General features: G+C 46.8%; 22 protein-coding genes. 11 read left to right on the top strand and 11 right to left on the bottom strand.

What is annotated here, in order from left to right:
* Nucleotides 1-223: 223 nt before the first annotated feature.
* Nucleotides 224-1,423 (bottom strand): phosphoglycerate kinase, encoded by a 1,200-nt coding sequence (locus JGK39_RS02450; RefSeq protein ID WP_293258404.1) that lies wholly within the window; start codon nucleotides 1,421-1,423, stop codon nucleotides 224-226.
* A gap of 186 nt (nucleotides 1,424-1,609) precedes the next feature.
* Here JGK39_RS02450 and JGK39_RS02455 point away from each other — a divergent pair, with 186 nt between their 5' ends.
* The 3 genes from JGK39_RS02455 to JGK39_RS02465 all read left to right on the top strand — a co-directional run bounded on the left by JGK39_RS02455 (nucleotide 1,610) and on the right by JGK39_RS02465 (nucleotide 4,795).
* On the top strand, nucleotides 1,610-2,020 hold the full coding sequence (locus JGK39_RS02455; protein WP_293258408.1) for a universal stress protein: 411 nt from the start codon (nucleotides 1,610-1,612) through the stop codon (nucleotides 2,018-2,020).
* A 231-nt stretch (nucleotides 2,021-2,251) separates the two neighbouring features.
* The gene (ylqF, locus tag JGK39_RS02460) at nucleotides 2,252-3,118 is read left to right on the top strand and encodes a ribosome biogenesis GTPase YlqF (RefSeq protein WP_293258402.1); all 867 of its coding nucleotides are present in this window, start codon (nucleotides 2,252-2,254) and stop codon (nucleotides 3,116-3,118) included.
* A 63-nt stretch (nucleotides 3,119-3,181) separates the two neighbouring features.
* Nucleotides 3,182-4,795 carry an adenylate/guanylate cyclase domain-containing protein gene (locus JGK39_RS02465; protein ID WP_293258400.1) on the top strand — a complete coding sequence of 538 codons (1,614 nt, stop codon included), beginning with the start codon at nucleotides 3,182-3,184 and terminating at the stop codon, nucleotides 4,793-4,795.
* Between the two features lie 178 nt (nucleotides 4,796-4,973).
* Here JGK39_RS02465 and JGK39_RS02470 read toward each other — a convergent pair whose 3' ends face one another.
* Complete coding sequence (locus JGK39_RS02470) at nucleotides 4,974-5,789, bottom strand: MOSC N-terminal beta barrel domain-containing protein (RefSeq protein WP_293258398.1); 816 nt, start codon at nucleotides 5,787-5,789, stop codon at nucleotides 4,974-4,976.
* A 215-nt stretch (nucleotides 5,790-6,004) separates the two neighbouring features.
* Between JGK39_RS02470 and JGK39_RS02475 the strand changes: the two genes are divergently transcribed.
* Nucleotides 6,005-6,715, top strand: coding sequence for a carbonic anhydrase (locus JGK39_RS02475; protein ID WP_293258396.1), 711 nt, complete (start codon nucleotides 6,005-6,007; stop codon nucleotides 6,713-6,715).
* Nucleotides 6,716-7,087: 372 nt separating this feature from the next.
* Here JGK39_RS02475 and JGK39_RS02480 read toward each other — a convergent pair whose 3' ends face one another.
* On the bottom strand, nucleotides 7,088-8,275 hold the full coding sequence (locus tag JGK39_RS02480) for a glycosyltransferase family 2 protein (protein WP_293258394.1): 1,188 nt from the start codon (nucleotides 8,273-8,275) through the stop codon (nucleotides 7,088-7,090).
* A gap of 296 nt (nucleotides 8,276-8,571) precedes the next feature.
* On the opposite strand from JGK39_RS02480, the gene JGK39_RS02485 reads away from it, so the two are divergent.
* Nucleotides 8,572-8,841 carry a GlsB/YeaQ/YmgE family stress response membrane protein gene (locus JGK39_RS02485; RefSeq protein WP_293258392.1) on the top strand — a complete coding sequence of 90 codons (270 nt, stop codon included), beginning with the start codon at nucleotides 8,572-8,574 and terminating at the stop codon, nucleotides 8,839-8,841.
* A gap of 179 nt (nucleotides 8,842-9,020) precedes the next feature.
* Here JGK39_RS02485 and JGK39_RS02490 read toward each other — a convergent pair whose 3' ends face one another.
* The 4 genes from JGK39_RS02490 to JGK39_RS02505 form a co-directional block, all read right to left on the bottom strand.
* Entirely contained in the window at nucleotides 9,021-9,161 is a 141-nt protein-coding gene (locus JGK39_RS02490) for a hypothetical protein (RefSeq protein WP_293258390.1), read from the bottom strand.
* Nucleotides 9,162-9,325: 164 nt separating this feature from the next.
* Nucleotides 9,326-11,146: a signal peptide peptidase SppA gene (sppA, locus tag JGK39_RS02495; RefSeq protein ID WP_293258388.1), complete on the bottom strand. Its 1,821-nt coding sequence runs from the start codon at nucleotides 11,144-11,146 to the stop codon at nucleotides 9,326-9,328.
* Between the two features lie 269 nt (nucleotides 11,147-11,415).
* Nucleotides 11,416-12,465: a type 2 isopentenyl-diphosphate Delta-isomerase gene (gene fni, locus JGK39_RS02500; protein ID WP_293258386.1), complete on the bottom strand. Its 1,050-nt coding sequence runs from the start codon at nucleotides 12,463-12,465 to the stop codon at nucleotides 11,416-11,418.
* A gap of 148 nt (nucleotides 12,466-12,613) precedes the next feature.
* Nucleotides 12,614-13,297: an SDR family oxidoreductase gene (locus tag JGK39_RS02505; protein ID WP_293295650.1), complete on the bottom strand. Its 684-nt coding sequence runs from the start codon at nucleotides 13,295-13,297 to the stop codon at nucleotides 12,614-12,616.
* Nucleotides 13,298-13,375: 78 nt separating this feature from the next.
* Here JGK39_RS02505 and JGK39_RS02510 point away from each other — a divergent pair, with 78 nt between their 5' ends.
* Complete coding sequence (locus JGK39_RS02510; protein ID WP_293295652.1) at nucleotides 13,376-14,485, top strand: S-(hydroxymethyl)glutathione dehydrogenase/class III alcohol dehydrogenase; 1,110 nt, start codon at nucleotides 13,376-13,378, stop codon at nucleotides 14,483-14,485.
* A 91-nt stretch (nucleotides 14,486-14,576) separates the two neighbouring features.
* Nucleotides 14,577-15,431 (top strand): S-formylglutathione hydrolase, encoded by an 855-nt coding sequence (gene fghA, locus JGK39_RS02515; RefSeq protein WP_293258380.1) that lies wholly within the window; start codon nucleotides 14,577-14,579, stop codon nucleotides 15,429-15,431.
* A 126-nt stretch (nucleotides 15,432-15,557) separates the two neighbouring features.
* Here the strand turns inward: fghA and JGK39_RS02520 are convergent, their stop codons facing one another.
* Nucleotides 15,558-16,520 carry a branched-chain amino acid transaminase gene (locus tag JGK39_RS02520; protein ID WP_293321966.1) on the bottom strand — a complete coding sequence of 321 codons (963 nt, stop codon included), beginning with the start codon at nucleotides 16,518-16,520 and terminating at the stop codon, nucleotides 15,558-15,560.
* Nucleotides 16,521-16,930: 410 nt separating this feature from the next.
* Between JGK39_RS02520 and JGK39_RS02525 the strand changes: the two genes are divergently transcribed.
* Nucleotides 16,931-17,299: a Lin0512 family protein gene (locus JGK39_RS02525; protein WP_293258376.1), complete on the top strand. Its 369-nt coding sequence runs from the start codon at nucleotides 16,931-16,933 to the stop codon at nucleotides 17,297-17,299.
* A gap of 239 nt (nucleotides 17,300-17,538) precedes the next feature.
* Here the strand turns inward: JGK39_RS02525 and JGK39_RS02530 are convergent, their stop codons facing one another.
* Both JGK39_RS02530 and JGK39_RS02535 read right to left on the bottom strand, forming a co-directional pair.
* Nucleotides 17,539-18,600 (bottom strand): DUF4142 domain-containing protein, encoded by a 1,062-nt coding sequence (locus JGK39_RS02530; protein WP_293258374.1) that lies wholly within the window; start codon nucleotides 18,598-18,600, stop codon nucleotides 17,539-17,541.
* Between the two features lie 53 nt (nucleotides 18,601-18,653).
* Complete coding sequence (locus JGK39_RS02535; protein WP_293258372.1) at nucleotides 18,654-19,409, bottom strand: hypothetical protein; 756 nt, start codon at nucleotides 19,407-19,409, stop codon at nucleotides 18,654-18,656.
* 407 nt (nucleotides 19,410-19,816) lie between these two features.
* Between JGK39_RS02535 and JGK39_RS02540 the strand changes: the two genes are divergently transcribed.
* From JGK39_RS02540 to JGK39_RS02550, 3 genes are all read left to right on the top strand, one after another.
* Nucleotides 19,817-20,035 carry a hypothetical protein gene (locus JGK39_RS02540; RefSeq protein WP_293302135.1) on the top strand — a complete coding sequence of 73 codons (219 nt, stop codon included), beginning with the start codon at nucleotides 19,817-19,819 and terminating at the stop codon, nucleotides 20,033-20,035.
* Nucleotides 20,036-20,158: 123 nt separating this feature from the next.
* The gene (locus JGK39_RS02545) at nucleotides 20,159-20,536 is read left to right on the top strand and encodes a YqhA family protein (protein WP_293295653.1); all 378 of its coding nucleotides are present in this window, start codon (nucleotides 20,159-20,161) and stop codon (nucleotides 20,534-20,536) included.
* A 306-nt stretch (nucleotides 20,537-20,842) separates the two neighbouring features.
* Nucleotides 20,843-21,082, top strand: coding sequence for a ChaB family protein (locus JGK39_RS02550; protein ID WP_293258368.1), 240 nt, complete (start codon nucleotides 20,843-20,845; stop codon nucleotides 21,080-21,082).
* Between the two features lie 365 nt (nucleotides 21,083-21,447).
* Here JGK39_RS02550 and JGK39_RS02555 read toward each other — a convergent pair whose 3' ends face one another.
* Nucleotides 21,448-22,008, bottom strand: a complete 561-nt coding sequence (locus tag JGK39_RS02555) for a hypothetical protein (protein WP_293295654.1) — start codon at nucleotides 22,006-22,008, stop codon at nucleotides 21,448-21,450.
* Nucleotides 22,009-22,107 lie beyond the last annotated feature (99 nt).

A 22,107-nucleotide genomic window follows, 5' to 3' on the forward strand; every position in this document is an offset into this window, starting at 1 on the left:
TCTCCCATATAAAAGGTTTGTAGTGAGGACTTTAGTCCTTTCTTGGATGCGGACTCGCATTCCGAACGATCGAACGAATTTTATTAGGGTGGTTCTAGTGGAGAGCATATAAGCCTGCAGAAGGCAGAAATTTCAATAGCATAGCCAACTAAAAAAATCACTTTTTTTTAATTTACAATTATATTGAATTCTGCCTTCGGCATTCTACTTTCTATCCGAAGATTTAAGCTTCATCTAAAGCAGCAACACCAGGCAATTCCTTACCTTCGAGCAGTTCCAAACTAGCACCGCCACCTGTAGAAATGTGGCTCATTTCTGGCCCCAGATTCAACTGTTCCACAGCCGCAACAGAATCACCGCCACCGATAATTGTGGTAGTACCAGTCTTAGTAATTCCCGCCAAAGAATGAGCGATACCTTCAGTTCCCGCTGCAAACTTCTCCATCTCAAACACGCCCATCGGCCCGTTCCAGATTACCGTTTTGCAATCGGCCAAAGCATCTTGGAAAGTTTTCACAGAATCCGGGCCAATGTCCAAACCCATCCAACCGTCGGGAATGCTTTCAACAGAGACAGTTTGAGTGTTGGCGTCAGCAGCAAACTTGTCAGCAACTACCACATCAGTAGGCAACAGAAAAGTAACTCCCCGTTCCTTAGCCTTAGCTTCCAAAGACTTAGCTAGTTCCAGCTTGTCATCTTCAACCAAAGACTTGCCAACGTTCAAACCGCGAGCTTTGTAGAACGTGAACACCATGCCGCCTCCCAGCAGCAATTTGTCGCACTTTTCAAGCAGTTTTTCAATGACTCCAATCTTGCTGGAAACCTTAGAACCACCGATGATAGCAGCTAAGGGACGTTGCGGATTGTCGATCGCACTACCGAGATATTGCAACTCCTTCTCCATCAAAAACCCAGCCACCGAAGGACTCAGATACTTAGTCACACCCTCAGTCGAAGCGTGAGCCCGGTGAGCCGTCCCAAAAGCATCATTCACATACAAATCGGCAACAGAAGCTAACTTCTTCGCAAATTCCGGGTCATTTGCTTCCTCTTCAGGGTAGAAGCGGACATTTTCCAGCAACACCACATCGCCATCAGCCATCGCCGCCACAGTAGCAGCCACTTCATCGCCGATACAGTCATCAGTCTTTTTGACTTCCTTCCCCAACAATTCCGACAGCCGCTTAGCAACCGGAGTCAAGCGCAACTTCTCCGTCACACCCTTGGGACGCCCGAAGTGACTGCACAAAATGACCTTAGCACCCTTGGACGCTAAATCCTCAATAGTCGGCAGAGCAGCCCGGATGCGAGTATCATCGGTGATATTGCCGTTGTCGAGCGGCACGTTAAAGTCCGCCCGCACCAATACCCGTTTGCCCGATAAGTCCGATGCCGATAAATTTGCTACAGTTTTTTTTGTCACAGGATTAACCTCCTAATATTTGTGTTTTTGTCTAATTCCGTTGAAATGGCGGCACTCGTCACTTGCACTTGGGGCCGGAGGGCGCATTCAACCGCGCCCGTACAAAAAACGGAAGATGAAACAAACCGCACTGATTTGGCTCAACGTAAACATTTTATCGGAGTCCGTGTCCGGGAAATGCGAACTATGTTCAAGACTGTCTTATTTCCTGTAGATCAAAGCCGAGAAGCCCGCGAAGCTGCGGAAAAGGTTGTCAATATCGTGAAAACCTACGCTTCTCGTTTAGTTATTCTGTCGGTAGTCGAACCCCCCGCCGAGGAGGGCGAGGCACCGCGAGAAGTGATGAGTTCCCCCGAAGCAGTCGCCAAACTGCTGTCAGAGGCCCAGTCGATGTTTTCCCAGCAGGGAATCCAAGCTGAAATCATCGAACGAGAAGGCAAACCTGCTTTCACGATTTGTGATGTGGCTGACGAAGTTGGGGCCGACTTGATTGTGATGGGCTGTCGTGGGATGGGTTTAACTGATGATGGTGCGTCTGACAGCGTTACCAGTCGGGTGATCAATCTGTCTCCTTGTGCAGTTTTGATTGTGCCTTAGTCATTAGTCCTCAGTCATTAGTCATTAGTCATTAGTTGTTAGTCAGGTGTGATGTCATGTCCGACTAAATAAACGTAGATTCTGTAGGGGCGGGTTCATCCGTATCTATTATGTAAATCCAGGGTATTTGTAAACCCGCCCTGACTGATGACTGCTGACTGCCGACTGATGACTGCTGACTGATGACTAATGACTAATGACTAATGACTAATAACTAATAACTAATAACTAATGAAAATTCAATGGTATCCCGGTCACATTGCCAAAGCTGAACGGGCATTAAAAGAACAGCTAAAGCGAGTAGATGTGGTGCTCGAAGTCCGAGATGCGCGCATTCCACTAGCAACTTACCACCCCCAAATGCCGAGCTGGGTGGGCGGTAAGGCGCGAGTGTTGGTGGTCAACCGCATGGACATGATTACGCCTAAAACCCGCGATGAGTGGGAAACCTGGTTTGAATCTCAGGGGGAAACTGCCTATTTTACTAACGCCGAACACGGTCAAGGAGTACACGATGTTTCCGATGCTGTCCAGGAGGCTGGGGTGCAGCTAAATAAACGCAGGTTCGATCGAGGAATGCTACCCCGTCCAGTCCGCGCCGTAGTCATCGGCTTTCCCAATGTCGGAAAATCTGCTTTAATCAATCGCCTGTTAGGGCGCAGAGTGGTAGACAGTGCCCGCAGAGCTGGAGTAACTAAATCGCTCCGATGGATTCGCATTTCTGACGAAATTGAGTTACTAGACGCCCCCGGAGTGATTCCTACCCGGATTAACAATCAAGAAAATGCCCTAAAATTAGCTATTTGCGAAGATATTGGCGAAGCAGCTTACGACAATCAGGTAGTAGCCGCAGCTATGGTAGATTTGCTCCTAGCGCTGGAGGCGGCCGATGACACTTTGATATCAGTATCTGGTTTCAAATCCCGGTATAAATTAGATATAGGATCTAGAAATGGTGAAGATTATTTGCACGAAGTAGCAAAAGACAGGTATAAAGGAGATGTCGAACGAACGGCGCGGCAGATGTTAAACGATTTTAGAACGGGTGTTTTGGGTCAGCTTACATTGGAGTTGCCGCCCGAGCGATCGGACTCGTAGAAGATTTTATCTGATGAATTCAAGTCTTATCAAAGCCTTGAAAATTCAACAGCGGTGCTATTTATGAATGAATTGAATCTGGAACTGCAAATCAATGGAATCATCGAAAAAACCGTGCCTGTCGAGGGTGACGAATTTATTATCGGTAGGTTGCTAGAATGCGATTTGCAACTGCCTTTTTCTGACATTTCCCGGCACCACACCCGCTTGTTTAAAATAGCTTCAGGGGAGTGGCTGGTTGAGGATATGGGCAGTACCAACGGGACGCTACTGAACAATAGTCCTCTCAACCAAGCTCACTTAGTCAATCAGGGCGATGTGATTTATCTGGGACACCGGATTAATTTGATTGTCGTTTTGCCCGATCGCTCCGACCCCCAACTTCCCGAAATCGGCACCATGCCCGAAGGAGTTACAATCCTCGGCAAAGCCAAAGAACTGCAAAAACAGTGGATAGAACCCGACACAAAACTCGAAAAAAACTACGAACAAGCGATCTCGCGTTTAAAATACTTAGTCGATATCGCTAAGTATTTAAACACCGCTGAATCCATCGAAGCAATTTTCGATCAAGTCCAGCAAATCGTGTTCCGCGATATCAAAAATATTGAACGTTTGGCGCTGTTAATAGACTTCCGAAATAACGGCGAACTGGAAGTAGTTAAAACCGCTGCGAGACCCACAGCCAAAAATAAATATATCCCCGCTGACGGCAGTTGGATCGGCCGCACTATTTGCCGCAAAGTATTGGACGAACAAGTTGCTCTCAAAACTGCCGACGCTCAGTTTGACGAACAGTTTGATGACAATATGAGCATGATCGATAAAGGAATTCGCACGGCAATAGCTGTTCCTCTCTGGGATGAAAATACAGTTTTTGGAGTGCTTTACGGCGACGCTCAACTGACTTCTAGAGAGTGGTATCTGGGCGGAGATGAAGACTTGAGCTTTTTTTCAGCTTTAGGAAATATCGCCGCTTCTAGCGTGCAAAGGTGGCTGCTGACACAAAAACTCCGCACCGAAGAAACTATGCGGCAAAGATTGGAACGCTATCACTCTCCGGCTGTGGTGCAGCATTTAATGAATACGGGGACTTTAATTGACCACCGCCTGCCCCCTGTGGAACGCGAAATCAGTATTTTGTTTGCAGATATTGTAGGCTTTACTGCCATGTCGGAACGGTTGAGTCCCCCTGAAATTGCCCGGTTGCTCAACAATTTTTTTGAGGAAATGCTGCAAGAAGTTTTTGGGGAAGGAGGAACTTTAGATAAGTTTATTGGAGATTGTATTATGGCATTTTTTGGAGCGCCGGAACCTCAACCGGATCATGCCGATCGCGCTGTGGCGGCAGCTTTGGGAATGCTCAACCGTCTTGATGAACTCAATGCCAATAACAGTTTGGGGGAACCGCTGCAATTGCGGATTTCTATTAACAGCGGCAAGGCAATAATTGGTGATGTTGGCAGTTCTAAAAGAGTTGATTATACTGTGTTGGGTTCGACTATTAATCTGGCTGCTCGGATGGAGGGAATTTGTCAGCCTGGGGAATGCGTGGTGAGTGAAGCTACTTACACGTTGCTGCGATCGCCCCAAAGTTTTGAGCCGATGGGAGATTTCCGCTTTAAAGGAATTGACAGACCGATCGTGGTTTATAGTACCAACCGAAATCTAAGGTAATTAGTCATTGGTGATTGGGCATCGGGCATTGGGCATTGGGAATGGGGCATCGGGCATCGGGCATCGGGCATTGGGAATGGGGAATGGGGAATTGGTAACAACAGTCAACAGTCAACAGTCAACAATCACCTGACGGTGTAACCGGATTTGATATGAAGTCCTCATAAAAATTTTAAAACTAATCAGGAATGGTATTAAATAGGGATTTGCTGACGCTGAGGATTTGAACTTCATCTCCTATGTGTACTATTTTTCCTGCTGTTGGATGTGGCACTCGCGTGTTAACTATCAGCCGACTAAAGTGATTGAAATGCCCTTTTTTTGCCAATTCAGGCATAATTTCCTTCTGCTTGGCTATTAGTAAATTTTTTAAATTGGGAGCAGCTTCTTTCACCGTAGAATTTCGTGTAGAGATGAGACAGGGCAGAGCGGGATGAATACCTTCAAATATTACTTGGCCTATTTTAAACCTGACAACTTCATCGGCTGCTCCGAAAAGTCTATCTTCCCAAAAAGCCGGGACATCTCCTATTTCAATATTAGCTCGCAAGCGGTGGCGCATTTCGTTAACGCAAACTCTCGGAAACCAAGATGCTACTTCGGCTATTGTTGCGGTACTGATAATGCTTGGCCCGGGGCAAGCGGTATCATCGGGAAAGCCTGTGAGCAAGTTTTCAATTAACTTGACGGGGAAACCGAAGTAGTTGCTCAACCAAGATTCTATTGCGGGGCGTTCTCTATCTACATGAAAAAATATTTCTTGTTCGGTGTCTTGAATTTTTAGGCCGGCGATTCTTTTTTTTATGTCAAATGATAGGCGCAGAAAATTGACTCCGCTGTTGCGCTTAGCGTTAACAAATTCTCCTGCTTCATCGCAGATTGCAAAAGAGCGATCGCCTGCTAGAGCTCCGCTAGGAAGAATAGTGGCTTGACTGACTGCTATGCCGTCAAGGGACTTGACCGGATAGATATGAATGCTGGCGACGTAAGACATTGTGATTCATTGATAAATAATTGTCATTTTAGATACACTATAGCATCCCCGGCAAGCCGAAGGATGACCGCAGTTGACTTTATCAAATAAAAATGGTCAACTTTTTTGAAGTTTAAATTTGGGAGCGACTTGTAAAGAAAAAGTAAAGAAATCTGGCTGAGCAGGTGGCAAATATTATGCTAAAAAGTGCAAAAAATTGAACCGAGTTGCAAGCAATGACTGAAAGCGAAAGAATGGGCATGATTTCGCGACGCAATTTAATGTTGATGGCAGGTGCAGGGACACTGGCGGCAAGCATTGCACCGACGCTTTTGCAAGCCCAAGCCGCAAATGCAGAGACAATATCTGACATTACTCCCGACGGTGCTCTTAAGAAATTGATGGAGGGGAATCAGCGGTATATTGACCAAAAACGGACATTTCCCGACCAAGCCCGATCGCGAATTGTCGAAGTAGCAAAGGGTCAACATCCGTTTGCAACCGTCCTTGCTTGTTCTGATTCGCGGGTAACACCCGAAATTATTTTCGACCAAGGATTGGGGGATTTATTTGATGTCCGAATAGCTGGAAATTTTCTCGACGATGTGGTTCTCGGCAATATCGAATATGCTGCACTAGAATTAGGGGTTCCGCTATTAGTAATTCTGGGTCACGAACGCTGCGGTGCTGTGAAAGCAGCTTTAGATGGCAAAGCTGTGCCGGGTCACATTAGCACTTTGGTGGAGGCGATTAAACCGGCCGTTGATGCTACAAAAAATCTAGCGGGCGATGCTTGGGATAACGCAGTCAGAGCTAATGTGAAAATGAATGTAGAGAAGTTAAAAGATTCTTCGCCTATTTTAGCTGAAGCAGTGAAAGCCGGCAAGCTGAAAGTTGTTGGGGGGCGCTACGATTTGGATAGCGGCAAAGTAGAGATAATTGCTTGATTTGACTGGGAATTTTCATATTTTGTAGGTAATGGCTCCTATAAATTATATCAGATTCGGTCAATTGCTCGTAATAAACCTGTTTGTAGTGAGGACTTTAGTCCTCGGATTTTTCGGAGGACTGAAGTCCTCACTACGAACCGATTTTGTTGTGATTTTTGGGATTTTTCGGAGGGCTGAAGTCCTCACTACGAACCGATTTTGTTGTGATTTTTGGGATTTTTTTGAGGACTGAAGTCCTCACTACGAACCGATTTTATGGTGATTGTTGGGATTTTTTTGAGGACTGAAGTCCTCACTACAAACCGATTTTATGGTGATTGTTCGATCGCACAAAGTGTTATTTTGTAACGAGAAAGTAGATATGCAAGTTTACATCAAACCCATTTCTTGCAGTCCCCGGCGCAGGCGTTCTGCTTCAAAGGGGCGCCGCTGTTCGTGAAGGGCGATCGCTCTTTTGAATTCGGCTAAGCTTTCTGGCATTTTGCCAATTTTCAGCAGCGCTACTGCCAAGTTTTGATGGGCTTCGGCGTGTTCGGGATCGATTTTAATGGCTTGTCGGTAATAGGCGATCGCATCTGCTAAATTTCCGGCTGCTTTTAGAGTCAGTCCTAAATTGTAGTGACCTTGTGCAAAATTGGGGTCAATTTTTAAAGCTGCTTTGTAAGCTTTTTCTGCTGCTTGCAAATCTCCTTCGTCTTTGAGCAGATTGCCCAAATTGTTGTAAGCGCCCAATTTGAGCGGCGGGAAAACATCTGTATTAATTGCGAGTTGATAGTGTTCTTTGGCTTTGGCAAATTGCTGCTGCTGGCGGTAAGCAATTCCTAAATGATAGTTGAGTTCGTAAACAATAGATTCATCAATTGTCGCAGCAGTCAAGCCTCTAGTTAATAAATTAATTCCCCGCCCGATTTGCCCGCTTTCTACGTACAGGGCGCCTAATTTGCTGCAAGCATAAGCATCGTTTGGATAATAAGTTATATAGCGTTCCATTGCTGCTTGAGCTTTTTGGAATTTACTTTTTGCGGCGATCGCATCTTTGTGATAACCAGAGTGGTAAATCGCCACATCCGGGAGAGAAGCGACTTTCCATTGCGGTTCCCTCTGCAAAATCTCCGCCGCGCTGTCGTCTACCATGGCGTGGTAGGGGCGAGAAAAGCGGATGTCGGGGCGATTGCGAAACAAACGCGATACTAGGGAATAGGGTGATTGAGATGCGCCGATTTCTTGGCGGATGAGATTGATTAGCAGCAGTCGATCGCTCTTAATTGCCTGCTGGATCTGAGGTACAATCTCCGGTACTAGCACCTCATCGGCATCCAAAACCAAAATCCAGTCGCCCTGGGCGTGTTTCAGAGACTCGTTGCGCGCCGCTGCGAAGTCGTCGCACCATTCAAAGTCATAAACTCTCGCTCCGGATATAAGGGCTATTTCACGGGTGCGATCGCGCGAACCGGTATCTACTACAACAATTTCGTCAACAACACCCTTAACGCTGTCCAAAGTCCGCGACAGTGTTGCTTCTTCATTTTTCACGATCGTGCAGAGTGTCAGATTCATCGGGGGCCAACTTTCCTCATTTGACAGAAATATTGTAATTTTTTTTACCAGTAAAACAGAAAAAGTCCCAGAAAAATTCTCTTATTTTCCTTGGGCCTTGAGCATAAGTACCTTTTTTCCGATAAAAATCGGTTAACTCTTTTGAGATATTAAAAAGACTCAAACTAAGACGATTTATGAGAAATCCTACCACTTTCGGTTCATCCCTGCGGTAGAGGCAAGGGCGGGATATTGGTTGTTATTCTAAGAACATAAGACAAGGCATCAGAAAAGTTAAGGATTCAGGAGAAAAAGACATGGGCGGTATTATTGCTTGGATTGTTTTAGGACTCATTGCTGGTGCGATCGCCAAAGCCATTTATCCGGGAACTCAAGGCGGCGGTTTTATCGCCACAACAGCTTTAGGAATTGTGGGCGCCGTAGTGGGAGGTTATCTAGCTCAAGCCTTGCGGATAGGGGGAGCTACCGCCGCAGGAGGATTTAGTTTATGGAGCATAGCTTTAGCCGTCGTAGGTGCGATCGTGGTACTTTTTGTCTGGGGATTGTTGACTCAGCGTGCAGCATAATAAATATTGCCAATTCCCAGTCGATCGACTTATAGGGTATTCACAAACCCGGTTTCTTGAGGAAACCGGGTTTTTCAGTCAGTAACCCCCGCGGCCGCCATAATAAGATTGGTTCGTAGTGAGGACTTTAGTCCGCATCCGTCAGAGGACTAAAGTCCTCACTACGAACCTGGTTTATTTCATCGGACTCGGCGGTTGAAACTCGGCGGTTGAAACTCGGCGGTTGAAACTCGGCGGTTGAAACTCGGCGGTTGAAACTCGGCGGTTGAAACCGCTGCTACACAGACAAAACCCGGATGGTGCGCGGGTTGAAGAGTCAAGACAAACTCGGCGGTTGAAACTCGGCGGTTGAAACCGCTGCTATACAGACAAAACCCGGATGGTGCGCGGGTTGAAGAGTCAAGACAAACTCGGCGGTTGAAACTCGGCGGTTGAAACCGCTGCTACACAGACAAAACCCGCCGACGCGGGTTGAAGAGTAAAGTTAATTAATGCGTAAATCGAAAGGTAAGCGAACGTAAATTCCCTGCGGGTCGTTCATTGACTTGATAAGAGTCAATTCATCCTGCATTTTCTTAACTTCGGCCGTCAGCGGGTCGAGTTTGGTGGCTGGTTTTAACACATGAACGCCGGAAATTCTTTCCAAAATTCGCTCTTCCAAACTCCGGGTTTTTGGATATTCTTCTAACTGCCAATCATCGCCGAGTTTAGCTTGCTTAGCTGCGGCTCCGATCGCATCTTCCAGGCCGCCAATTTCATCGACTAAACCCAACTGTTTCGCGGCGGTACCAGACCAAACCCTGCCTTGAGCAATTTCTTGTACCTTGTTTTTTGGCAGTTTGCGGGAGTCGGCGACTTTGGTGATAAATCGATCGTAAATGCGATCGACTATTTTCTGAATATTCGCCAATTCTTGAGGATTTTTGGGGCGGGAAACCGTGTTAGTATCCGCAAAACGGGCGGTTTTTACCACGTCCCAAGTTATGCCGTTGTTAGCAGCCAACTTTTCGGCATTGAACAGCATTCCAAAAACGCCGATCGAACCGGTAATCGTACTCGCTTCGGCAAAGATTTTGCTAGAACCCATCGAAATCCAATAGCCGCCCGAAGCTGCTAAATTGCCCATCGACACGATAACTGGCTTTTTTTTGCCCGTCAGCGCGACTTCGCGCCCGATGACTTCCGCAGCCGTCGCGCTGCCTCCAGGGCTGTTAACGCGCAAAACTACTGCTTTTACGCGGTCATCTTCTCGGATTTTCCGCATTTCTTGAGCGATGCGATCGCCCCCTACTTCAGTCGGGCCACCTTCCCCGTCTACAATCTCTCCTTCAGCGTAAAGGACAGCAATCTGGTTTTTCTTGTTAGCGCGACTTGAGTTTTTACTCTCAGCAACTCTCGCGTAGTTTTTCAAACTTATTTGCTTAAAAGATTTATCTTCTGCATCAGTTCCTGTTAGTTTTTTCAGTTCAGTTGCAATTTCATCAAAATATGCAACTTTATCAACTAACTTGCCTTTGAGAGCTTCGTCAGCCATCAAAGTTCCGCCATTATCTGCAACCGCTTGCAGTTGAGGAACAGTCAATTTGCGGCTCGGGCCGACAGTTTTTAGGTATTCACCCCAAATATCTCCCAGTAACTTTTGGGTTTGCTGGCGATTTTCCGGGCTCATTTTTTTGAGCAAAAACGGTTCGACGGCGGACTTGTATTTACCGACGCGAGTCACTTGCACTCCGAGGCCGTATTTCTCGAAAGCACCGGTCAAAAACATTGCTTGACTGCTAAAACCGTTGATCTCAAGAGATCCGTAAGGATTCATAGCAATTGTGTTAGCAACTGAACCGAGGTAATAATCTCGCTCGCTCCAGTCCATTTCGTAAGCAAAAATGGGTTTTTTGGCATCTCGGAAGCGCTGTAGGGCCGATCGAACTTCCTTGAGATTAGCAAACCCGCTGCTGCTGGCATCCGAACTGCCTTCGAGATACATCCCCACAATTTTCGGGTCTTTTTTCGCAGAGTCGATCGCATCTAAAACAGTCCGCAGCGTCACAGCATCGCCGGACTCGTCCGAAAGCGCTTCTTGAATCGCCGCGCTCGTGCTGCGGCTCGGTTTGCTGTCGGTGATATTTAAAGAAAGGTCTAATACCAATACCGACTTATCTTTAACTTGCGGGCCTGCATCTTTAGACGACGACGCCGCCAGAGCAATTAACATTACCAGTCCCCCCAATCCGATGCCGCCCAGCAGCAACAGTCCGAGGAATGTTCCCAGCAAACTTGCACAAGTATATTTTAGGAAATCTTTCATTTAGATAATGGGTAATTGGTTATTGGTTATGAGTTATTAGTCATTAGTCATTAGTCATTAGTCATTAGTCATTAGTCATTAGTCATTAGTCATTAGTCATTAGTCATTAGTCATTAGTCATTAGTCATTAGTCAGTCATTAGTTATTGGTGATTTCTGCAAGTGGGAGTTAGCAATTATTCGCTGTCGTTAGTTATTAGCTGCGGACTAATGACTGCGGACTAATGACTGCGGACTAATGACTGCGGACTAATGACTGCTGACTTACTTTTATCTTAACCTTTCCAAAACCCCAGAATGTTTTAACTCATCCAAGTTAGCGCAGCCCGTACAGAACATCACGGTGGCGATTTCTGCAATTAAAACCTCAGCTAAGAGGGCTGCGGCTGATTCCGATTGCGCTGCTGCTTGCAGAAACGGCCGCGCCAGTCCCGCCACATCCGCGCCTAGGGCGAGGGTTTTCGCTGCATCCAAGCCGTTTTGCAAGCCTCCAGAGGCAATCAGGGGAACATCTGGCGCTGCGGCGCGGGTGCTGACAACGCACTCGGCTGTCGGGATTCCCCAGTCGGCAAAGGTGGCGCCCAATCTGCGCTGCTTGCTGTCTTTGGCTCGCTCTCCTTCTATTTTCGCCCAAGAAGTGCCTCCCGCTCCGGCAATGTCGATCGCGCTTACCCCAGCCGCCAGCAATTTCTGTGCCATCTTACCAGAAATACCGTTGCCAACTTCTTTAGCAATCACCGGTACTGGTAATTTATCGCACAATTTAGCAATTTTATCGAGCAGTCCTTTAAAATTAGTATCGCCTTCAGTTTGAACGCACTCTTGCAGCGGATTGAGGTGCAAAATTAGGGCATCTGCTTCCAGAATATCGATAATTTTTTGACACTCTTCCAAACCGTAATTGTAGTTTAATTGAACCGCTCCGATATTAGCAAATAGCAGAATATCGGGAGCGCGGCGGCGCACTGCAAATGTAGGAGCAAGTTGAGGGTTTTCTACGATGATGCGCTGGGAACCGACTCCCATGGCCAGTTTGTATTCTTGAGCGACATCGGCGAGGCGATAGTTGATGGTCTGGGCGAGTTCTGTGCCGCCTGTCATTGACGATATTAGCAGGGGTACGGCTAGTTTTTTGCCGAGGAATGTGGAGGTTAAATCGATTTGGCCGCGATCGAGTTCTGGCAAACAGCAGTGAGCAAAACGGTAGTTTTCTAGTCCGCTGGTTGTTTCGCGAAATTGTACGTCTTCTTCGAGGCAGATTCGGATGTGGTCTGCTTTGCGGGTTTGGGTTTGCGAGGCTGAGGTTAATGGCAAGTTCACAGTAGCTATTTGGGGAAAGAGTTTTGAGTTAGGAATATAGCAATTTTATTTCATTTTGGAGATTTTTTTTTATTAACCGCAGAGAGCGCAGAGGGCGCAGAGGAGTAGAAAAGAAAGATGTTGGGAAATTCTGATTTCTGTTGCTATATTATCCTGGAACGGTCATCGGCATTCCATTATCTGAAGGTTTCAATTTTAGTAAAAAAGGCACTGCTTTTTGCACCCAGGCTTTGACAGGGGTGTAACTTGCTGCCTCCGCCCCGAAAGAGATTTCTAGCATATCGGTGTGAATTATCCCCGGATTCAAAGGAATGGCTGCCATGCCTCGGGGCAGTTCTTGGGCGAGCGATCGCGTAAGTCCTTCGATCGCCCATTTAGAAGCGCAATAGGGCGCGACTTCCGGCGAAGTTGACCTTCCCCAACCCGAACTAAAGTTAACAATTATGCCGTTTTTTCTCGCAATCATTGCCGGGACAAAGTGGCGAATTACATTAGCGGTTCCTTTAATATTAACATCAATTACCTGCGAAAATTCTTCGCTGCTGATATTCCAAAGCGGCGCCGAATAATTAGTTATAGCTGCATTGTTAATCAGCAAATCTGGCGGCAAGTAATTTGCCAGAATTTCTGTAGCCCAAGCTTTGACTTGCTCGTCAGTTGCCACATCCAAACAAGTAAAATGGTTGGGGGCGCTATATTTTTGTTTTAGTTGTTCCACGGCTTCAACTGAACGGGCGCATCCTAAAACTGTGTGTCCCAATTCAATAAACTTTTGGGTCATGGCAAGACCGAGACCGCGACTGACTCCGGTAATTACAATTAATTTTGTCATAGAGTTGCTGCAATTTTGAGATTCAGTAATACAATACATATTGACGGGGCATTTAACAAATCATCCCAGGGGGAAAGCATGAAAGTAAAAGCAGCAGTTGCTCGCAGTGCCGGCCAACCTTTGACTGTTGAAACGGTGGATCTGGATGGGCCGCGGGCTGGTGAGGTGCTTGTGGAAATTAAAGCGACGGGTGTTTGTCACACTGATGCTTATACTCTTTCTGGGGCCGATCCCGAGGGTTTGTTTCCGGCGATTCTCGGCCACGAGGGAGCCGGGATTGTTGCGGATGTTGGGGCGGGAGTAACGAGTGTCAAAAAGGGCGATCGGGTAATTCCACTTTACACTCCCGAATGCCGCAACTGCGAATATTGTTTGAGCGGCAAAACGAATCTCTGTCAAGCAATTCGCCTCACTCAAGGACAAGGTGTGATGCCCGACGGCACGAGCAGGTTCTCAATTAATGGCGAGAAAATTTTCCATTACATGGGAACTTCTACCTTTGCTAATTATACAGTATTGCCAGAAATTGCGGTAGCAAAAATTCGCGATGATGCTCCCTTTGATAAAGTTTGTTTGATCGGCTGCGGCGTCACAACTGGCATCGGCGCTGTCATCAATACAGCGAAAGTAGAACCCGGTTCTAATGTCATAGTTTTCGGTTTGGGCGGCGTGGGCTTGAATGTAATTCAAGCGGCTCGCATGGTGGGAGCAAACATGATTGTCGGCGTCGATTTGAATCCCGACAAGCGAGCCATGGCGGAAAAATTCGGCATGACTCACTTTGTCAACCCCCGCGAAATTGAGGGCGATTTAGTTCCTTATTTGGTAGATTTAACCAAAGGCGGAGCTGATTACAGTTTTGAATGTATCGGCAACATTAATGTGATGCGCCAAGCTTTGGAATGCTGCCACAAAGGTTGGGGCGTGAGCGTCATTGTCGGGGTAGCCGGAGCAGGTCAAGAAATTAGCACTCGCCCTTTTCAATTAGTAACTGGTAGAGTTTGGAAAGGCACGGCATTTGGCGGGGCGAAGGGCAGAACCGATGTTCCGAAGATTGTTGATTGGTACATGGATGGTAAAATTGATATTGATAGCTTGATTACTCAGGTAATGCCGATCGAGCAAATTAATGAAGCCTTTGATTTGATGCACCAAGGAAAAGTAATACGCACAGTTTTAACATTTTGAACAAAAATCATTCTTTCTTCTCTCTTCCTCTGCGCCCTCTGCGCCCTCTGCGGTAAAAAAAAATCTAATTCACAAATGAAATAAAATTAACATGAGCTCAAAATCCCTAAAACTGGAAAAACAATATAAAAGTTTTGGCGGCAAACTCGGCTTTTACAGCCATCAATCCTCAACCTGCAACAGCGAGATGAAATTCGCTGTTTACCAGCCGCCACAAGCCGTATTACATCCCGTACCAATCCTGTACTTTCTATCAGGATTAACCTCCACGGAAGAGAACTTTATGGCAAAAGCGGGGGCGCAGCAATTCGCGGCAAAATATGGGTTAATCCTGGTTGCACCCGACACTAGCCCGCGCAATACTGGCATTCCTGGGGAAGACGACAATTGGGATTTGGGAAGCGGCGCGGGTTTTTATGTGGATGCGACAGCCGCACCTTGGAATTCTCACTATCGGATGTACAGTTATGTGGTTGATGAGTTGCCGAATTTAATCGCCGAAAACTTTCCAGGGATACGCGAAAAACAGGGAATTTTCGGTCATTCGATGGGCGGACATGGGGCTTTAATTTGCGCGTTGAAAAATTGCGATCGCTATCTTTCAGTTTCGGCTTTTGCGCCTATTTGCGCGCCCGTGCGCTGCCCTTGGGGACAAAAAATATTTGGACACTACCTTGGGGTCGATAAGGAGATTTGGAAGGCTTGGGATGCTAGCGAGTTAGTTCGCCAAAAGCAATACAACCGTCCGATTTTGATTGACTGCGGTAGTGATGATTCGTATCTAGCTGACGGGCAATTGTTGCCGGATGCGTTTGCGGCTGCTTGTGCAAAAGTCGGACAGCCGCTGACTTTAAGGATGCAGGAAGGTTACGATCACAGCTATTATTTTGTGGCGAGTTTTATGGAGGATCACATTCGACATCATGCGGCTGCTTTGTGCGGGTAAGTAATACAAATTCGGTTACAGCCGAATGATACAAACGAGTATTTTTGCACTATCTATGGGGTAAGGTGCGCACTGCGCACCCTACAACTTGAGTAAACTCGCTTCTACGACGACAGGTATTTTCAGTTAATTAAGATTAATTGGAAATACCCACTCTTTGTACTTGCTGTCGCGATTTTCAAGATTAATTGGAAATACCCACTCTTTGTACTTGCTGTCGCGATTTTCGATAATTCCTGTCAATTTATCTAAAATCTTTTCGGTGATGGGTCGGTTTTTCGGCAATTGATAGTTTTCTACTCGATTAACTGGCGTAATTTTGGCGGCGGTTCCGCACAGAAAAATCTCGTCTGCAATCAACAGTTCAGATTTGTCAACTGGTCTTTCTGTGACTTCTATTCCTAAGTCTCTGGCGATGGTGATTGCGCTGTCTCTGGTGATTCCTTCGAGAATATCTTGCTCGAAACCGGGAGTAACTAATTTACCGTTTCTGGCGACGAATATGTTCATCCCTGAAGCTTCGCTGACTTTTCCCTGGCTGTTCATCATAATCGCTTCGTCGAAGCCGGATTCTACTGCTTCGGTTTTGGCTAAGGCTGAGGTGATGTAGGCGCCGCTAATTTTCCCTCTTAAGGGTAAGCTGCGGTCTTCTTGGCGGTACCAAGAGCTAATTCTACAGTTTACTCCTTCTTTTGGTAAGTAGTCTGAAAGTTCTAATCCGTAGACAAAGAAGTCTGTTTCTACGTTGTGCAGTCGGGGGGCTATTCCTAGGCTTGATGTGTAGATAAAAGGGCGGATGTAAAATGATTTTTGGGGCTGGTTCTTCTTGACAAAATCAATGATTATTTGTTGGATTTTGTCGGCGGGAATATCGCAGTGGAGGAAGCTGGCACTTTGACTTAATCTTTGACAGTGGCGGTCTAATCTAAATAGTAAGATGCGATCGCCATTTTCGGGATCGGGAATTCCTCGCAACCCGCCTAAAACTCCGGTTCCGTAGTGCAGGGCGTGGGTGGCTATGGAGATTTTGGCGTCGGTAAATGGGAGAAATTGGTTTTGAAAGTAGGCGATGGGGAGAAAACTATCCATGATTCAAGCTGGCGATGAGTTGGGCAGTCCGCGAGGAATGGTGATTTTGGTTATATTACCATAAGTTGTGCGATTTTAGATTTGGGATTTGGGATTTGAGATTGACAATGACTGATTGACTATGGGTTTTGAGATTGTCGCTTGTGGGATTTTTTTTAACTGAATGAGTGTTTGGTTGTTAAGCTGTTGCTGCAAATTTGCATTTTATCGTTGGGGCGGGCTCTCCGGCCCACCCCACAAAGCTTTTGTTTGTTCATAAAAAAATAAATCTCCAAATCTAATAGATTGAATTGAGCGATCGCATAATGTAAATATTGGTCGCTTTGGTTGATAATTGTTTTGAGAAAAAGTGCGATCGTCTTCGAGGGCATCGCTAACGAATATCAACAAAAATCAAGGAAGGGGTAACTGTGGCACGTAAATGTTTCATCATTGAAATGGGGATGGGTATCGACCAGCACGGGCAGGAACCGACTGTGGCGGCGGCTAGGGCTGTACGAAATGCGATCGCCAATAATGCTCTCCTAGGCGTCTGGGAAGTGGCGGGTTTGACTGACCCCAATCAGATGATTGTAGAGGTAAAGGTGGCCGTTCCTTACCCGGAACAAGTGCGGCAGGATGATGTGTTGGCGGTGCTGCCTTTTGGGAGCAAAACTCTGATTGTGGAGCAAGGGGGGATGATTGTGCCAGGAAGGGCGATCGCCTCTCTGAATGATAAAAATGATGAAATGTTAATCGCTGTGGCGGCTGTGACTGTTTTTGTGGACAATCAGCAGTAACTAATGATAGCGAATTAAATAATTTACACATTATTTGTGGGATGGGCATCCCGCCCCGTCCCACAAGAACAATAAATTGTAAGTTATTTAATTTTCATTCCTAATTTTGTGTTGTTTGAATAAATCGGCGGGCGGTGAAGTGCGATCGCCCGTCGGTGAGAAAATTATTAATTTATTCTAAGTTTCCACCACTAAAAATAAAGTCCGATCGCACTTTCACGCGATCGGACCCTAGCTAATTATTGCGGCCTGCTGACATCTGCCAACATTTGGTTAACCATTTGCAAGTGCGCCTGAAGGTTGGGCAATTTCTGGGTAGCCCAAGCCTTTAACTGGGGATCTTGTCCCTGTTGAGATTGAGCCTGAAACAGAGCAATAGCCTGATTGTGGCTGTCGATCATAGCCTGTTTGTAAGCTGCGTCAAAACTTGTACCGGAAAGTCCCGAAAGTCGATCGCTCAAAGCTTTGTTTTGGCCGCTCATCTGAAGAGGTACTTCAACGCCTTTTTGCATTGCTAACTGCATCAGTTCTTGATTTGCCCGAGTGTGTTCCTCAATCATTTCTTGCCCGTACTGTTTTACAGCACTGCTAGAACCGCGCTGCACTGCCAACCTGCCGAGCTGCACTTCCAGCATACCACTTTGAGCTGCTTGCATCACAAAGTTGGTGTCTGTGCTGCTGACAGAATTAGGAGAATTTTCGCCTGTTGAAGAGCTGGGAGAACGGCCGGGATTGTTCTTGTTGCTGGAACCATTTCGAGTATTCCCAGGGCCGCCGGGCTCGTAATTGTTGCTGGGGACAGTAGAGTCAACAGGACGGCCGCCGGGATTGGTATTGTTGTTCGGATCGCTCGCAGGAGCTTGTGAAGAACCACCGGAATTGTTATTGTTGCTGGGGCTATTGCGAGTGTTGCTAGGGCGGCCGGGCTCGTTATTGTCGGTGGGAACAGTTGAGTCAAAAGGACGACCGCCCGGATTTGTATTGTTGTTTGGATCGCTCACAGAAGGTTCTGAAGAACGATCGGAATTGTTATTGTTGCTGGGGCTATTTGTAGACTCTGAAGGACTGCCACCTAGATCGTTAGTGTAGTTCGGATCGGTAGAGTCATAAGGACGGCCACCAGGATTGGTGTTGTTCATGGGCTCGATCGCGATCGAGCCTGCAAAATTAGAATTGTTCGAGTCGTTAGTCTGGCGGTTCAATGCTGCGAATCCGGGCACGGCGAGCAAGGAACTAACACCGGCAATTCCGGCAACAGTAACCAATTTTACGAACAAATTTTTGCGATTTGGTGAAGTCATGAATTTCTAAGCCTCTAAGTTTTCAAGTTTTCAATAGTGCGATCGCCCGCTTCCTAGCGATGATGGGACGCTGTACTGCCTTTGCGAAACAAGTTGAGCAAACCAAACGCGCCCAGGGCGCCGAGCCATCCCAAATTGTTGGGGCGATCGCGCCGAGCATTCAAAACTCCTGAATTAGTCTCTGTCGGCGCCGATGTCGTACCGCTGGTACCGGTTGTACCTGTCGTGCCAGTTGTACCGCTGGTACCCGTGCCTGTCGTGCCAGTTGTACCGCTTGTACCCGTACCTGTCGTACCGCTTGTACCGCTTGTACCGCTTGTGCCACTGCCTGTACCGCTTGTACCCGTACCGCTTGTACCTGTACCGCTTGTACCTGTACCGCCTGTACCAGTTGTACCCGTACCGCTTGTACCAGTTGTGCCCGTACCGCTTGTGCCACTGCCTGTGCCAGTTGTACCCGTACCGCTTGTACCAGTTGTGCCGCTTGTACCACTTGTGCCGCTTGTACCAGTTGTACCCGTACCGCTTGTACCTGTACTGCCTGTACCAGTTGTACCCGTACCGCTTGTGGCACTGCCCGTACCGCTTGTACCTGTACCGCTTGTACCAGTACCTGTCGTACCGCTGGTACCGCTAGTGCCTGTACTGCTTGTGCCACTGTCGGCGCTACCGCCAGCACCGCTTCCAGCACCGCCTCCAGCACCGCCGCCTCCCGACTGGGCAGAAGCAGGCACTGCTAAGGAAACCGTTGCTAAACCTAAAGTACAAGCGCCTGCTAAAACAACTTTCAACAATTTAGAAGATTTCATGGTTATGCTTGCTTTTACCTTGTAGAGTCCTGCGATGCTTTTGATTGCCAAAACCGCAGGGTCAAATTGACAGCGGAACGTACAACTTTTATGACCTTCGCTGCGGGATAATGAAGTTTAAGAGAGCAAATTTACTCCCGTTCCCTAGATGATTTGTCCAGGGAAAATTACACCGCAGCGTTAATAGTTTTTAAGGTATTACTTATCGTGCAAGTTCGACATTCATCTTTAGGAATATTTGGCAAAATGGCGTTTTATTTCAGGTTGTGGATGATATTTGATTTGGCGGTTCAGTAGCTATATCAAAAGTTACGTATGGGGAGACAAACCGGTTTTTCTGAATTCTTTTAGGTTAGCGTTTCGCTCGCTTAGCTCCACCAGATGAGTTAGTTTAATATTATTTTTGAGTGCTATTTTTCCTTAACTTGCTGGCAATTTTGGCCCTCGCAGCATACCGCTCAAACTTTCCCAGTAAACTAGATTATGTTAAAACAGTTGAGAGTCTCCACAACGCCTGCAACATTTCAACGGCAAGGCTTTTGACTGGGGTTTTGACAGGCGGCGCCGCCTTTGGAGAAAGGCGAACTGAAGGTTATCGGATATTGGCCGGCGCGATATTAGATTAACTAGCGGCGGCGCACTCGTCAGAATAGATTGTAAGTGCGATCGACCAAACCCTGATATAGTAAACTCAAAAGTATGCCAGAGAGCGGTTGTTCTATAACACATTTCCCAAGCGGACATCAACTATGCCGCATCGAATTCTTGCCAGAAGTCGCTATCTAATGTTAATCGCTGTACTCGGTTGTTTTACAGCCTCTGTGACGCTTTTGCTCTACGGTGCGCTGGAAACTATCACTAGCATCGGCCACGTTATAAGTACAGCATCGATTTCCAGCGAAAACTCGAAACAACTGATTCTGTCCTTTATTGAAGTTGTGGATTTGTTTCTGCTAGCCACAGTATTTTACATTACGGCGCTCGGACTTTACGAGCTGTTCATTGACGAGCGGATTAAAGTACCCCACTGGCTGGAAATTCACACCATCGACGACCTAAAAACCAAACTCACCAGCGCGATCGTCGTTGTATTGAGCGTATTGTTTCTTGCTGAGGTAGTTAGGTAGAAGGGCGATCCGAACATCCTTCCCTTGGGAGGGAGTATCGCTTTAGTAATCGCAGCGCTGACGTATTTTCTAAGTTCGCAGGTGAAAAAGCCGAAGTCAGATTTATAGCTGTGCGATCGGGTAAATTACCCAAATCCGGCGCCACCAGCAACGGCAAGCCAACTGCATTTTATCACCACCATAAATTTAATATTACATCTGTCTTGGGACTGATAAAAATGCTGGTTTAAACTTGCTTTTAGAGAGATGAAAGTTGTGGCTTCTAGTATATAAGATAGCATTTATGTTTAATAATTGGAGGCCATTATGCCCGAACAACAATTTGACACATTACCTTCAGAAGCACAAGAACTCCCCCAAGGGGCGCAGAATATTTTTCAAGCTGCTTTTAAGAGCGCTAGCGAAGATGGAATGAGCCAAGATGCTGCTACTCGCGTTGCTTGGAACAGCGTCAAATCTGAGTATGTTCAAGGCGACGGCGGGTGGCATCACAAGGGCGACGATACTAACCAAACTCGCAAATCTGTACAGTCTGGTGGCAATTAGGCATTAGTCATTAGTCATTAGTCATCAGTCATCAGTCATCAGTCATCAGTCATTAGTCCGATCGTGTCCGCTAAAATAACCTCGATCGGGTTTGATGGTTAGGATTTGAGTGTTCTCTCGTCTGATGAGGACTGAAGTCCTCACTACCAACCAATGTAATTGAGGTTGGTAGTGAGGACTTCAGTCCGCATTTTCCGAGGACTAAAGTCCTCACTACAAACCCATGTAATTAAGGTTCGTAGTGAGGACTTCAGTCCGCATTTTCCGAGGACTGAAGTCCTCACTACCAACCAAGCTCAGGTTAGTAGTGAAGAATTCAGTCCGCATTTTTGAGGAATGAATTCCTCACTACTAACCAATTTGATTTAGGTTAATAGCTGTCGGATGCGGCCGTGTTCCCCATCTAAATGCTGCTGTTGAGCAGCTAATGCAGCGTACTCGATCGGGCGTCGCATATCCCATTGCCATTGGGCTAAAACGAGCAAGCTAAATACCATTACCCCTCCCGTAAACAGGAAAGACCAACCGCTGGTATAAGGCAAAATTAAAATCCCCAACAGGTGAAACAAACTTGCAGCTAACAGCGCGCGCGATCGCACAGCCCATCCAGTCCCCAAATACCCGATTCCGCTCATTCCCAACGACAGAGGACAGAGATTTGCCAACACTTTTCCCCAACCTAAAAAAATGCCCAAGTCTGTCAGCAGCAATCCCAATAACATTAGTATTACCCAACCGTAAAGCACCCAAGTCAGGCGTCTTTTTTGACCCAACAGTACGTCCAGCTTACCATAGCCACTGTACCCGCGAGGCTGAGCGCCGACCACAAACCTGCTTGCAGCATCCAACTCACAGGAAAAAATTGTGCCGTGCCGAACATGGGTATTAACAGCAAGCTCCACATCAGGCAAGCTCGATCGAGGCAAGTATAAAATGTTGAGTAAGATCGTTTTTTTCCTAGGGGAAACTCAAAATGCCAAATTCCTTCGAAATCCTGAACGTCTGGGTTAAGCTGTTTGCGGCGC

The organism is Microcoleus sp. PH2017_12_PCY_D_A (assembly GCF_020738565.1).
Taxonomy (GTDB): Bacteria; Cyanobacteriota; Cyanobacteriia; order Cyanobacteriales; family Microcoleaceae; genus Microcoleus.